This window comes from Streptomyces sp. S465 (assembly GCF_026898115.1).
Lineage (GTDB): Bacteria > Actinomycetota > Actinomycetes > Streptomycetales > Streptomycetaceae > Streptomyces > Streptomyces luomodiensis.
The window spans coordinates 1,822,180-1,835,288 of sequence record NZ_CP114036.1 but is presented as its reverse complement, the minus strand read 5'-3'; the positions used below and the strand labels follow the sequence as shown (position 1 = coordinate 1,835,288).

Here is a 13,109-nt window from a genome sequence, read left to right as displayed (position 1 = left end):
CGCCGCTTTTCGGCGAGCTGAGGGGGAGATCTTGTGAGCAAACCTGTTTTGACCGGCACTCCGGCCGTTCCTCAATTATCACGCGCGCAGCAGGCCCTGGAACGGTGGGCGAGCGAGCACCCCGACCGGGCCGGAGTGATCGGCATCGACGGCCGCGGGCTGACCTGGGCGGAGGTCTCCGCCTCGACGCGGACACTGGCCGGCCGGCTGGAGCGGGCCGGAGCCGGAGCCGGCCATCGTGTCGCCGTCATGGCCGGCCGGTCGCGGTACGCGCTCAGCAGCCTGCTGGCGATCTGGGCGAACGGGTCGTCGGCGGTCCTGCTCGACGAATGGCACCCGGTCGAACGTCTGCGCTGGGTGGTGCGGGACGCCGGTTGCTCGGTGGTCGTGTCCTCGGAACCCGTCGCCGCCGACCTGGGCCTCACAGTGGTGGACACGGACGGCACCGAGACCGCACCCGCCGGACTTCCGCCCGCCGGGCGTGGCCCGGCCGCCTGGGCCTCCCAAGAGCCGGGGGCGGAGGCGTACGTCGTCTACACCTCGGGCACCACCGGCCACCCGAAGGGGGTGCGGGTCGGGGTCGCCGCCCTGGAGAACTTTCTGGCCAATGCCGCATCGCTGGGATACCGGCCGGGCAGCCGGGCCGTCTCCGTCGTCTCGCCGGGGTTCGACGGCTGGCTGTGGTCGGTCCTCACACCGTTCGTCAACGGCGTCACCTGCGTCGCGCTCGACACCGCGCTGGAGAACCTCGAACAGGGCCTGGCCGGACAGCAGATCGACAACCTCTGCATGACGCCGTCGCTGTACGCCGCGATCGAGAAACTGCCCCAGGTCGAGGTCGCCGTAGTGGCCGGTGAGTCCTGCCCGGACTCTCTCGTCGTCCGGCTCGGCACGATCGCCGAGCGGGTGATCAACGTCTACGGGCCGACCGAGACGACCATCGCCGCCACCATGGCCGACACCGCGCGCGGGGAAGATCCGCGCACGATCGGCCGCCCGATGTCCGGCTGCACCGTGACCGTCGTGGACGCCGACCTGAACGAGGTCCCCCCTGGTGTCACCGGAGAGGTGCTGATCGGTGGCCTCGGGGTCGCGCTCGGGTACGTCAGCGCGAGCGGGCCGACCGCGGACCGGTTCATCGAACGCAACGGGGCTCGGTACTTCCGCACGGGCGACCTCGGAACGCTCCGTGCCGACGGGCAGTTGAGCTTCCTCGGCAGGGGCGACAACCAGGTCAAGATAGGCGGCTTCCGCGTAGAGCTGGAGGAGGTCGAGCGCATCGCCTGCCAGGTGCCGGAGGTCAAGGGGGCGGTGGCTTATGTGCGCGGTGATCCGGGCACGCTCGCCATCGGTGTCCAAACGGCTGCCGGTGCCCCGTTGGACGACCCTCTGCGCAGCCGGCTCGCCTCGGCGTTCGCCGCACGGCTGCCACGCCAGCTGTGCCCGGCGTTCACGCATCGCATCGCCGAGATCCCGCTGGAGCCGACCGGCAAGGTCGCGCGGCGCGAGGTGGCCGCGCTCGGCGAGGCCGTCCTGCCCGGCGACCGGGACCAGGTGGCCGCGGCGGGAGCCCCGTCCGTGTCCGACGGCGGTGTCCTGGAGGGTGTCCTCGCCGCCTTCAGCGGTGTGTTCGGGCACAGCGTCGCCGAGGACTGCGACTTCTTCGCCCTCGGCGGCCATTCACTCCTCGCCGCTCAACTGGCCTCCCGGATGGAGGCACAGCTCGGGGTCGCCGTGTCGATCACCGACATCCTCACGGCCAGGACGCCTCGGGCGGTGGCCGACCGGATCGACGAAACGGGGCCGGAGTGACCTCTCTGCGATCCTTCACCGCGGCCGGCGACAGCGCCTCGGCGACAGTGGTGGTCTTCCCGCAGGCAGGCGCGGGCTGCCTGGGCCTGCACGCGATCGCCGCCACCTCACCCGCCGGCCTGGACCTGTGGGGCGTCCAACTGCCCGGCCGAGAGGACCGGTTGCGCGACCGGCCGGCGAACTCCCTGGCGGAGGTCGTCGACAGCGTCAGCGGCGAACTGCGCGAGACGGCACGCCGTCGGCCGCTGGCCCTCCTCGGTATCAGCCTCGGCGCGACGATCGCCTATGAGGTCGCCAGGAGGCTCGAAGCGGACGGCGCGGCACCTGTCGCCCTCGTGGTGGTCGCGGCCCGGTCGCCGGAGCACTGGGAGCTGTTTCCCTCGGCCGACCCACCGCCGGCGGAGCTGACATCCCTGCTGCCGCCCATCAGCGATCCCGAGTTCGCCCGCCACGTCCGCACGACGCTGCGCGCGGACCTGCGTCTCATGGCCGGTTACGAGGTCCCGTCCGCACCGCTGACGCGCACCTGGCTCCGCTCGGTGTCGGGACGCCGCGACCGGGTCGTCACCGCGGCGCACATGGCGGGGTGGCGCGACCGGTCCACCGACTTCCGGGGGCACGGCGTGATCGACGCCGACCACCATCAGCTCAGGGAGCGGGACGTCCTCATGGGACTTCTCTCCGACATCGCGGTCGAGACCGCCGCCTGTCGGGCGGTGCGTGGGTGAAGCAGCGCACGGCGCCCGACCTGTTCGAGCCAGGGCTGTTCGACGGGACCGGTTTCTACGAGGTCTTCGCGTGGTACCGGGCACACGATCCGGTGTCCTGGCTCCATCCCGCTGGGGAGCCGGAGGGGTTCTGGAGCGTCACCAAGTACCGTGACGTGGTGTCCGTCCACCGGGACAGCACGCGGATGAGTTCGACGAAAGGCATGCGGCTCGGCTCGACGGACCCCGCGGTCGGCGCCGTCGCGAACAAGATGCTGATCGTCTCCGATCCGCCCGAGCACACCCGGATGAAGCGTGTGCTCATCCAACCGTTCTCGCACCAGATGCTGGCCAGGGCCGAGGCGTACGTGGAGGAGGTCGTCGCCGACGTCGTCGCCGCGGCCGTACGGAACCCGGAACCGGATCTGATCACCCACCTCGAACGCATCCCGACCGATGTCATCTGCGCGATCATGGGACTGCCCCGGTCCGACTGGGCGTGGATGGGGAAGAAGACCACCGAGGCGTTCGAATCGCCGTCGGAAGTCCACCGGATCACCGCGAACAGCGAGATCTTCAAGTACTTCTACGACATGGTGCGCGAGAACCGCCGAACCGCCGCCAACGACTTCATCAGCGGACTCACCGCTCAGGCGCACGGCGGCCCGCACATCTCCGATGAGGAACTGGTCTTCAACCTCAGCGGGATTCTGGCCGGGGGAAACGAGACCACCCGGTACACGCTGGCCGCGCTCACGCTCCAGTTGGCGGAGCACCCGGACCAGTGGCGCCGGATCGACCGGGGCGAGGTCGACCCGGCCGTCGCCACCGAGGAAGGACTGCGCTGGTCGGTGCCCGGGATGCATGTGATGCGGACCGCGACCGAGGCCGTCCGGGTCGGCGACGTCACCATCGAACCCGGCCGGCGCGTCGTGACCTGGATCGGCTCGGCCAACCGGGACGAGGAGGTGTTCGACGCCCCGGACACCTTCGACGTCGGACGGACCGGCAACCGGCATCTGAGCTTCGGCACCGGCCGCCACATGTGTCTGGGGAGCCGGCTCGCGCGGCTGGAAGTCACGGCGTACCTCCGGACGCTGCGCCGCATGGTGGGATCGATGACCATCGAGGACGAGCCGCGCTACAACGGGTCGAACTTCACCTGGGGACTGAACGCCCTTCCGGTGGTGCTGCACCCATGACACGGACAAGCTCTGCTGCTCCGGTGCGCGCCGTGACGGTCTGCCTCCCGGACAGCGTGTTCCAGGGGGGACGCGCCGGCGTCGCCGGTATCAGCGCATACGGCGAGCGGGCCCTGCGGATCGGTGACGAGCTCACCCGCGCCGGGTTCGACGTGCAGACGGTCCGCCTGTCCAGCCCCGCGCTCGACGAGCCGGTGCACCGCGAACAACTGCACACGCGGGCCGCGGATCTCACCGCGGCATGCCGGCGTGCCGGGGTGGGCAGCGCCTCGCTGACCGCGTTGCGGCCCGCCGCGCTCGCGCGGCTCCAACCGTGCGACGTCGCGGACGTACTGGCCGACCACCCCTCGTTGTTCCTGTCGGTCGTGGTCGCGGACGGCGCCGGTGTGGACCACTGCGCCGCCGCCTTCAGCGGGGCCGTGATCCGCGAGCTGGCCGGCCGCGACCGGGACGCCAACTTCCGGTTCGCGGCGATCGCCAACCTGGGCCCCAACGCCCCGCTGTTCCCCGGCTCCTACAGCGACGGCGGTGACGCGGGGGTGAGCGTGGCGCTTCAGTCGGCCGGCGCGCTCCTCGCACACGCCCGCGCGGCCACGCCCGGTGACCTCGGGGAGGCGACTCGGCTGACCGAGAGCTGCCTGCGCGCCCAACTCGACGCGCTCCAGGGGGTGCTGGTGCCCTCGTGCGAGCGGCAGGGGCTGCTGTTCCATGGAGCCGACCCGTCGCCGGCGTGCGCGCCGGACGCCGGCATCGCCGAGTTCCTGGAGACCGTCGGCGGTATCGGGTTCGGTTCTCCCGGCACGGTCGCCACCTGCGCCGCGGTGACCGCGGGCATCCGGTCGGTGGGCCGTCCCACGGTCGGATACGCGGGGCTGATGCTTCCGGTGCTGGAGGACAGGGTGCTGGCACGCGCGTGGCAGGAGGGCCGTATCGACGCGGACTCGGTGCTCGCGTACTCCTCCGTCTGCGGTGCCGGACTGGACACGATCCCGCTGCCGGGCTCGACCCCGGAGCACGAGGTCGTTGCCATGATCACGGACATGGCGGCGCTGTCGGCACGATGGCGCAAACCGCTGTCGGCCCGTTTGATGCTCGCGCCGGTCGGCTCCGATCCGCGGCGCACGGAGTTCCGAGCGCCACAGGTCGTCAACATCGACTATCCGACCGCCTGAGACCGTTCCGGTGGTGCGGGGCGATGCCGAACGTCCGCGAAACGTCAAGGAGGGGACGGCCCATGCCGCTCATATCGTCCATCACCGGTTCCTCGTCGGACCACCGCGCACACTGGATCGGTGGTGCCTGGACCGCGCCGAAGAGCCCGGACATCGACCCTGTGAGCAATCCGGCCGACGGGAGTGTCCTCGGCGGCGTTCCGCGCGGCACGGCGGCCGACGCGGAGGCCGCTCTCGCGAGCGCCGCCGCCGCGCTGCCCGGCTGGAGCGGGACACCACGCGAGGACCGCCTCGAAGCGGTGCGGAACTGGCTCCGGCTGATCGAGGCCGACGCCGAGATCCTCAGCGCGCTGATCTCCCGTGAGGTCGGCACACCCATCGCGCTGAGCCGCAACGTCCAGGTGGGACTCGCGATCGACATCGCGCGGGCGTCCGTCGACGCGGTATCCCGGCTGGACGAGGAGCGGCGCGGCAATTCCGTCATCCGGCGGGTGCCGGCCGGAGTGGTCGCCGCGATCATCCCGTGGAACGTGCCGCTGATCCTCACCCTGCAAAAGGTCGTGCCGGCCCTGCTCGCCGGGTGCACGGTCGTCCTCAAGCCCAGCGAGCTGACCCCCCTGCACGCGGCGCACCTCGCGCGCCTGGCCGAGCGCTGCGAACTGCCGCCCGGCGTGCTCAACATCGTGTTCGGCGACGGGCCGAACGTGGGATCGGCACTGGCCTCGTCGCCCCTCACCGACCTGGTCTCGTTCACCGGCTCGGTGCGCGCGGGCCGTTCGGTGTCGGCCGCGGCCGCGGCGAACCTCACCCGTGTGCATCTGGAACTCGGCGGCAAAAGCGCTTCCCTGGTTCTCGACGACGCGGACCTGGCCCAGGCGGTCGCGGCATCCGTCGGTCAGGCCTTGTTCAACAGCGGCCAGGCCTGTCTCCAGTGGAGCCGGCTGATCGTGCCGCGGCGGCTGGTCCGCGAGGCGGAGGAACTCGCCCGGACGATCACCGCCACGTACGTCGTCGGCGACCCCGCCGCGCCCGACACCGACCTGGGGCCGCTGATCAGCGCGGACGCCAAGGCGCGGGTCGCGCGCGCCTGTGCGCGCGGAGTGGCTCAAGGCGCTCGCGCGGTGCTTCCGCCGCGGGATATGGACGGCCTGTACTTCGCACCGACGGTGTTCAGCGACGTGACCATGGACATGGACCTGGCCCAGGAGGAGATCTTCGGGCCGGTCGTCTCGATCATGACCCATGACGGCGACGACGACGCGGTCCGCCTGGCGAACTCCACGCGCTACGGACTGCACGGCTCGGTGTGGTCGAGCAGCGACGAGCGGGCGACCGCGGTCGCCCGGCGGGTGCGGGCCGGCCAACTCGAGATCAACGGTGCCCCGTTCAACCCCGCGGCGCCCTTCGGCGGGTTCAAGGAATCCGGCATCGGGCGGGAGTGCGGAGCGGAGGGGATCGACGCGTTCTGCGAACTCCAGGCTCTGCACTACCCGGTGGCGGGCGGACGGAGCGTTCGCGCGAAGGCATGACGTGGCGGCGGTTCGCCGCGCGTGGCGATGCGGCCTGGCGATGCCCGTTCCGCCGACGTCATGCTCAGAATTTGCTTCATTCGATTCTCTTCTTGCGTATATCCGGGCGCGTACACCGTCGCCACCACCCAGGGCTGACGGGCGCCACCCCCCGGAGCCATCGCCGTGTGGTGAGAGACTGTGGCCATGTCATCGTCCAACCCCACCGTCCACGCCGTACCCGACGCACTCGCCTACCTCGCGGGTGGCTGGAGCGTGCGGCGTGAGTTGCACGACGGCCGGCACACCGGCAGCTTCACGGGACGGGCGGAGTTCCGCGTCGAGGACGGGGACGACGGGTGGGTGCACGCGGAGGAAGGCGTCATGGAGTGGGGCGGTGCGGTGCGGGACGCCGGCCGGACCCTGCTGATGCTGCCGCTCCCGGACGGCACCGCGGAGGTGTCCTTCTCCGACGGCCGCCCGTTCCACCTGCTGGATCTGCGCCGCGGCCACTGGACGGCCGTGCACCAGTGTGCCGCTGACCGCTACGAAGGCACGTTCACCGTGCTCTCGCCGGACGAGTGGCACCTGCGCTGGGCCGTCCATGGCCCCGCCAAGAACCAGCTCCTCACCTCGGTCTATCGCCGCGCCCGTCGCTGACCGGCTGCTCAGCCCAGCGCCGCGGCGGGCACCTCCAGCCGGGCGCCGGTCCTGGCCCGCACCTCCTCCTCGGTGACGCCCGGGGCGAGCGCCACCAGCCGCAGGCCGTCCGGAGTCACATCGATGGTGGCGAGATCGGTGATGATGCGGTCGACCACGCCGGCGCCGGTCAGCGGCAGGGTGCAGCCGTCGACGATCTTCGGGCTGCCGTCCTTGGCGACGTGGTCGGTGAGCACCACGATCCGGCGGGCGCCGACCACCAGGTCCATCGCGCCGCCCATGCCCTTCACGAGTGCTCCGGGGATGGTCCAGTTCGCCAGGTCGCCGCCTGCGGACACCTGGAGGGCGCCCAGGACGGCGATGTCGATGTGGCCGCCCCGGATCATGCCGAAGGACGTCGCCGAGTCGAAGTAGCTCGCACCGGGGTTGACCGTGACCGTCTGCTTGCCCGCGTTGATGACGTCGGCGTCCTCCTCGCCCTCCCAGGGGAACGGGCCGAGGCCGAGGATGCCGTTCTCACTCTGCAGGGTCACCCGCAGGCCGTCGGGGATGTGGTTGGCCACGAGGGTCGGGATGCCGATCCCCAGGTTGACGTAGTCGCCGTCGTTGAGTTCGGCGGCCGCGACCGCCGCCATCTCGTCACGTGTCCGGGGCACGGGTTGCTCCTAGGCTCCGACGGTCACGCGGGGGCGGACCGTGCGCTTCTCGATGTCCTTGACCCGCTCACGGGCGACCGCCAGCCGGTCGACGTAGATGCCGGGCGTGACCATCGCTTCCGGGTCGATGAACTCCTCGGCGAGGTGTTCGGTCTCGACGACGGTCACCCGGCCGCACGTGGCGACGAGGGGGTTGAAGTTGCGTGCGGTGGCACGGTAGGTGAGGTTGCCCGCCCGGTCGGCGGTATGCGCGTGTACGAGCGCGAGGTCGGCGACGATCGCCCGCTCCTGGACGTGGAGATGTCCGTCGAACTCGGCGTGCGGCTTGCCCTCGGCGACGGGTGTGCCCACGCCGGACCTGGTGTAGAAGGCCGCGATCCCGGCCCCGCCGGCCCGCATGCGCTCGGCGAGGGTGCCTTGCGGGGAGAACTCCACATCGAGAACCTTGTCCAGGTACTGCTGGGCGAACAGCTTGTTCTCGCCCACGTAGGACGCGATCACCTTGGTCACCTGGCGGTTCTCCAACAGCAGGCCGAGGCCCCTGCCATCGACGCCCATGTTGTTGGACACGATCGTCAGCCCGGTGACACCGCTGTCCCGCACCACCTCGATGAGATCGTTCGGGATGCCGCAGAGACCGAACCCGCCGACGGCGATCGTCATCCCGTCGGTCAGCACACCGGCCAAAGCCGCTTCCGCGTTCGCGCAGAGCTTGGGCAACTCATCCACCTCTCGCCGCAGCCGTTCATTCACTGAGCGCACAGACTCGACGCGCGGCACGGCACTACGCAAGAGAACCGGGTAGCTGGCAGAGAAACCGATCGGCCGGTGATCGTAGGTCGGCCATGGCGTTCACTCAGTGGACGTATGCTGAGGCCATGGACACGACCCCGGCAGCCCACATCGTCGGCAGAGTCGGCGCGGTCCTGCGTGCGCTGTCGACGGTCAACGAGGCCGGTGCGGGCACCACCGAGCTGGCGAAGGCGACGAGCCTGCCGCGACCGACCGTGCACCGACTGCTCGTCTCGCTGGCCGAGGAAGGGTTCGTCGACCGCGATCGGCGCAGCGGCCGCTGGTTCCTCGGCCCCGAGCTCTACCTGCTCGGCGGGGCGGCCGGCAGGCGCTACGACGTCACCCATCACGCGCGTGCGAGCGTGCACCGGCTCGCGGCCGCGACGGGGGAGAGCGCGTTCTTCTCCGCGCGGCGGGGTGATGAGACGGTGTGTCTGCTGCGCGAGGACGGGGACTTCCCCATCCGCTCCTTCGTGCTGTACGAGGGCGCCCGGTTCCCGCTCGGTGTCGTGTCAGCGGGCCTGGTGGTGCTCTCGTTCCTCGACGATGCCGAGATCGACGCGTATCTGGAACGGACGGACCTGGTCAGCCGTTGGGGCCGGGCACACGCACCGGACGCGGTGCGCGATCGGATCGCGCGCACCCGCACCAACGGTTACGCCGTGAACCCCGGACTCGTCGTGGAGGGCAGCTGGGGCATGGCGGCGGCCGTGTTCGACCGCGCCGGGCTGCCCGCCTGGGCGCTGACGCTGACCGGGGTGGAGACCAGATTCCGCCCCGAGCGGAGACCCGAACTCGGCGCACTCCTGTTGCGCGAGGCACACGCGCTCAGCCGCACTCTCACCACCGGGAGATGACCGGGCACTGCCGTGCACAGCAGCGGAGCGACCGGCGACGACGCCGGACGCTCCGCGCTGAGGAGGGCACACTGGGCGCCACCGGTAGCGGCCTGCCGGCCCCATCGCGCGGTGCCGGAACGACCCTGATGGTCGCAGAGGGGACTGACAGCGACGCGTGCAGCGGGTGGCGCGCCCGTGCCGGTCAGGGCTGCTGCCCGGACCCCTCCGGCAGGGTCCCGGTGCGTGCCACCCGCGCGTACCAGCGCGCGCTGGACTTGGGGATACGGGTACCGGTGGGATAGTCGACGTAGACCGCGCCGAAACGCTTGCTGTAGCCGTAGCCCCATTCGAAGTTGTCCAGGAGCGACCACAGGAAGTAGCCGCGTACGTCGGCGCCTGCCTCGATGGCCTGGTGCACGGCCGTCAGGTGGCCGGACAGATAGGCGATGCGCTCGGGGTCGTGGACCTCGCCCGCCGGGTTGACGTAGTCGTGGAACGCCGCACCGTTCTCGGTGATCACCAGTGGCAGGCCGGGGAAGTCGTTCGTCAGCCGCAGCAGGAGGTCGTGGAGGCCGCTCGGGTCGATGGCCCAGCCCATGGCCGTGGTCTCGCCCGGCGGCAGGTGGAAGGCGACGTCGTCGCTTCCGGGCCAGGGGCTGTGCGGGCTGGGCCGGTGGCCGTCCGAGCGGCGCGTGTCCGCACCCTGGGAGACGGACACCAGGGTGGGCGTGTAGTAGTTGACGCCCAGGAAGTCCAGCGGTTGGTGGATGGTGGAGGTGTCACCGTCGCGGACGAAGGACCAGTCGGTGAGGTGTGCGGTGTCCTGGAAGAGGTCGGCCGGGTAAGCGCCGTTCACCAGGGGACCGGTGAAGACCCGATTGGCCAGCGCGTCGATGCGGCGTGCCGCGTCGGCGTCCTCCGGGCCGCTGGTGAGCGGCCGCACATGGTGGAAGTTGAGCGTGATGGACATCTGGGCACGGGCGGGCAGATGGGCGCGCAGCGCCTGGACGGCTTTGCCGTGGGCGAGGTTGAGGTGGTGTGCGGCGCGCAGCGCCGCGACCTGGTCCGTACGCCCCGGGGCGTGGACCCCCGAGCCATAGCCGAGGAAGGCGCTGCACCAGGGCTCGTTGAGCGTGGTCCAGCTCTCGACCCGGTCGCCCAGCGCGTCGGCGACCAGCGCCGCGTACTCGGCGAAGCGGTCGGCGGTGGCCCGCTCTGGCCAGCCCCCCGCGTCCTCGATCTCCTGCGGCAGGTCCCAGTGGTAGAGGGTCACCACGGGCTTGATGTCCGCCTCGAGCAGCTCGTCGGTGAGCCGGCGGTAGAAGTCCAGGCCCTTCTGGACCGCGGGGCCGCGGCCGGTCGGCTGTACGCGGGACCAGGACACGGAGAAGCGGTAGGCGCCGAGGCCGAGGTCCGTCATGATGCCGACGTCCTCGCGCCAGCGGTGGTAGTGGTCGGTGGCGATGTCACCGGTGTCGCCGTTGTGCACCTTGCCCGGAGTGCGGCAGTAGGTGTCCCAGATGGAGGGGGTGCGACCGTCGAGGGCGGCGGCGCCCTCGATCTGATAGGCGGCGGTCGCCGCACCCCACAGGAATCCGGGCGGGAAGGTACGGTCGGCGGACGTCGTCCGGGCGGGCGTTTGCTTGAGAATCGCGGCGGCCATGGGGGTCCTTCCGGTGAGCGGGTGGTCGGTGGGCGAAAGGCACAGGGCGCGACTCAGGCGCCGGACGGAACGGGTGGCGCTCAGCCCTTGACGGCGCCCTGCATGATGCCGCCGACTATCTGGCGGCCGAAGACGATGAACATCGCCAGCAGCGGCAGGGTGCCGAGCAGCGCGCCGGCCATGATGAGCGACTGGTCGCGCACATAGCCCGCGCTGAGCTGGGTCAGCGCGACCGGGACGGTCGGGTTGCCCATGTCCAGCACGATGAACGGCCAGAAGAAGTCGTTCCAGGCGTGTACGAAGGTGATCATGAACAGGACGGCCATCGCCGGACGGGCGATCGGCAGCACGATGCTCCAGAAGATGCGGAGCGAATGCGCGCCGTCCACCCGGCCCGCCTCGATGAGTTCATCCGGCAGCGCCTCGGAGAGGTACTGCCGCATGAAGAACACTCCGACCGCGCTGACCAGCGTCGGGAAGATGACGGCGGGCAGCTGCTGACCCCACCCCAGTTCCGTCATCATCATGAAGAGCGGCACCACACCGAGCTGCGGTGGCACCAACATGGTGCCGATGACCAGCATCAGCGCGATATTGCGTCCCTTGAAACGCAGTTTGGCGAGGGCGAACCCGGCCAGCGTGGCGAAGAGCACGGTGGACAGGCCGATGACGCCCGCCACGATGAGACTGTTCATCATGGCCTTGCCCAGCGCCGCGTCCCGCCAGGCCTTGCCGAGGTTGTCGAAGAGATGCGGTCCGGGCAGGAACGGTGGCGGGCTCTGGGTGACACGGGTGTTGTCGCTCGACGCCGCCACCAGCGTGAAGTAGAGCGGGAAGAGGGAGAACACCGTGGCCAGGCCGAGCAGGACGTAGGCGACCGGACCGGCGTGGTGCTGGCGCCCCGCTTTGGGACGCAGGGAAAGGCGGAACCGTCGCCTGGACGGTGTCGGCGTGTCCCGGGGGGTCCTTGCGCGCGCGCCCGCCCGGGGCCGGAGGCTTTCGGTGGTCATGGCTGGCTGCTCCTGGTCATGACGTGCGGGAGGTGAAGCGCTTAAGGACCCGCTGGGCGGCGAAGATGAGGATCAGCAGCAGGAACATCGCCCAGGCGACGGTCGCCGCCCGCCCCATCTGGTAGTTCTTCCAGCCCTCTTCGTACAGCAGCAGGCCGAGCGTCTGATACTGGTTGTCCGCACCGCCGGTGACGCCGTTCGGCCCCTGGCCGAAGATCAGCGGCTCGCCGAACAACTGGGTCGCGCCGATGGTGGACAGCACGATGGTGAAGAGGATCGTGGACCGGATGCCGGGGATGGTGACCTTGGTGAACTGCTGCCACCGTGAGGCGCCGTCAAGGGCCGCGGCCTCGTACCGGTCGCGCGGCACGGCCTGCATGGCCGCCAGGTAGAGCAGGGCGTTGTAGCCGGTCCAGCGCCAGATGACGATCACGGAGATCGCGGTCTGGGCGGCCCACTTGTTGTTCTCCCAGTCGATGTTGTCGACGCCGACCAGGCTCAGCATCCAGTTGATCAGGCCGAAGTCGCGCTCGAACAGCATGGTGAACACCAGGGCGGCGGCACCCACCGAGGTGGCGTACGGTGTCAGGGCGGCGACCCGGAAGAACGTCGAGCCGCGCAGCCGGTAGTTGAGCAGATGGGCCAGGCCCAGGGCCATCAACAGCTGGGGGACGGTGGACAGCACACCGATGGTGAAGGTGTTGGACAGCCCGTTCCAGAACCGGTCGTCCTGCCAGAGTTCGGTGTAGTTGCCGAAGCCGCGCCACTCCATGACGTTCATGGAGGCCAGTTCCACGTGGTGCAGCGAGATCCAGAACGTGTACAGCAGCGGATAGAAACCGAACGCCGCGAAGACGATGAAGAACGGGGCGATGAAGGCGTAGGGCGCACCCTTGATGTCCAGGCGGTGCAGGAGGTTGCGCCGGCCCTGCCTGGGGCGGTCCGCGTCACCGCCGGCGCCGGGCGTCTGCGTGGCGCCACCCGGAATTCCCCGGGTGCCGTCGGCGTGCGGTACCGAAGCGGAAGTGGCCACCTTCCAGCCTCCTTTCGAGACATGGGCGAGGGGTCGGGGTCCGGCGGCCGCCGCG

Annotated in this window: 12 protein-coding genes; 7 read left to right on the top strand and 5 right to left on the bottom strand. The window is 70.5% G+C overall.

Annotated elements, in window-relative coordinates:
- The first annotated feature begins 33 nt into the window (after positions 1 to 33).
- The 6 genes from N6H00_RS07835 to N6H00_RS07810 all read left to right on the top strand — a co-directional run bounded on the left by N6H00_RS07835 (position 34) and on the right by N6H00_RS07810 (position 7,061).
- Complete coding sequence (locus N6H00_RS07835) at positions 34 to 1,812, top strand: non-ribosomal peptide synthetase (protein WP_268970857.1); 1,779 nt, start codon at positions 34 to 36, stop codon at positions 1,810 to 1,812.
- Positions 1,809 to 2,540, top strand: a complete 732-nt coding sequence (locus N6H00_RS07830) for a thioesterase II family protein (protein WP_268970856.1) — start codon at positions 1,809 to 1,811, stop codon at positions 2,538 to 2,540. Before N6H00_RS07835 ends, N6H00_RS07830 begins: the two co-directional genes overlap by 4 nt.
- Complete coding sequence (locus tag N6H00_RS07825; protein WP_268970855.1) at positions 2,537 to 3,721, top strand: cytochrome P450; 1,185 nt, start codon at positions 2,537 to 2,539, stop codon at positions 3,719 to 3,721. The genes N6H00_RS07830 and N6H00_RS07825 overlap by 4 nt, the downstream gene beginning before the upstream one ends.
- Positions 3,718 to 4,893: a DUF711 family protein gene (locus N6H00_RS07820; protein WP_268970854.1), complete on the top strand. Its 1,176-nt coding sequence runs from the start codon at positions 3,718 to 3,720 to the stop codon at positions 4,891 to 4,893. Before N6H00_RS07825 ends, N6H00_RS07820 begins: the two co-directional genes overlap by 4 nt.
- Before the next feature lie 62 nt (positions 4,894 to 4,955).
- Positions 4,956 to 6,422 (top strand): aldehyde dehydrogenase family protein, encoded by a 1,467-nt coding sequence (locus N6H00_RS07815; RefSeq protein WP_268970853.1) that lies wholly within the window; start codon positions 4,956 to 4,958, stop codon positions 6,420 to 6,422.
- Positions 6,423 to 6,608: 186 nt separating this feature from the next.
- The gene (locus N6H00_RS07810) at positions 6,609 to 7,061 is read left to right on the top strand and encodes a DUF6314 family protein (protein ID WP_268970852.1); all 453 of its coding nucleotides are present in this window, start codon (positions 6,609 to 6,611) and stop codon (positions 7,059 to 7,061) included.
- 8 nt (positions 7,062 to 7,069) lie between these two features.
- Here N6H00_RS07810 and N6H00_RS07805 read toward each other — a convergent pair whose 3' ends face one another.
- Together N6H00_RS07805 and N6H00_RS07800 are read right to left on the bottom strand one after the other, a co-directional pair.
- The gene (locus tag N6H00_RS07805; protein ID WP_268976871.1) at positions 7,070 to 7,696 is read right to left on the bottom strand and encodes a 3-oxoacid CoA-transferase subunit B; all 627 of its coding nucleotides are present in this window, start codon (positions 7,694 to 7,696) and stop codon (positions 7,070 to 7,072) included.
- 30 nt (positions 7,697 to 7,726) lie between these two features.
- A complete protein-coding gene (locus N6H00_RS07800; protein WP_268970851.1) occupies positions 7,727 to 8,437 on the bottom strand; it encodes a CoA transferase subunit A in 711 nt (236 codons plus the stop codon).
- 158 nt (positions 8,438 to 8,595) lie between these two features.
- Between N6H00_RS07800 and N6H00_RS07795 the strand changes: the two genes are divergently transcribed.
- Complete coding sequence (locus N6H00_RS07795) at positions 8,596 to 9,366, top strand: IclR family transcriptional regulator (RefSeq protein ID WP_268970850.1); 771 nt, start codon at positions 8,596 to 8,598, stop codon at positions 9,364 to 9,366.
- 184 nt (positions 9,367 to 9,550) lie between these two features.
- On the opposite strand, the gene N6H00_RS07790 is transcribed toward N6H00_RS07795, so the two are convergent.
- From N6H00_RS07790 to N6H00_RS07780, 3 genes are all read right to left on the bottom strand, one after another.
- Positions 9,551 to 11,011: a GH1 family beta-glucosidase gene (locus tag N6H00_RS07790; protein WP_268970849.1), complete on the bottom strand. Its 1,461-nt coding sequence runs from the start codon at positions 11,009 to 11,011 to the stop codon at positions 9,551 to 9,553.
- A gap of 80 nt (positions 11,012 to 11,091) precedes the next feature.
- A complete protein-coding gene (locus N6H00_RS07785) occupies positions 11,092 to 12,021 on the bottom strand; it encodes a carbohydrate ABC transporter permease (RefSeq protein WP_268970848.1) in 930 nt (309 codons plus the stop codon).
- A gap of 16 nt (positions 12,022 to 12,037) precedes the next feature.
- On the bottom strand, positions 12,038 to 13,054 hold the full coding sequence (locus N6H00_RS07780) for a carbohydrate ABC transporter permease (protein WP_443072907.1): 1,017 nt from the start codon (positions 13,052 to 13,054) through the stop codon (positions 12,038 to 12,040).
- Positions 13,055 to 13,109 lie beyond the last annotated feature (55 nt).

Coding starts and splice junctions, on each gene's coding strand:
- N6H00_RS07820 (WP_268970854.1), top strand. CDS start 3,718: ATGACACGGACAAGCTCTGCTGCTCCGGTGCGCGCCGTGACGGTCTGC.
- N6H00_RS07815 (WP_268970853.1), top strand. CDS start 4,956: ATGCCGCTCATATCGTCCATCACCGGTTCCTCGTCGGACCACCGCGCA.
- N6H00_RS07810 (WP_268970852.1), top strand. CDS start 6,609: ATGTCATCGTCCAACCCCACCGTCCACGCCGTACCCGACGCACTCGCC.
- N6H00_RS07805 (WP_268976871.1), bottom strand. CDS start 7,696: ATGGCGGCGGTCGCGGCCGCCGAACTCAACGACGGCGACTACGTCAAC.
- N6H00_RS07795 (WP_268970850.1), top strand. CDS start 8,596: ATGGACACGACCCCGGCAGCCCACATCGTCGGCAGAGTCGGCGCGGTC.
- N6H00_RS07790 (WP_268970849.1), bottom strand. CDS start 11,011: ATGGCCGCCGCGATTCTCAAGCAAACGCCCGCCCGGACGACGTCCGCC.
- N6H00_RS07785 (WP_268970848.1), bottom strand. CDS start 12,021: ATGACCACCGAAAGCCTCCGGCCCCGGGCGGGCGCGCGCGCAAGGACC.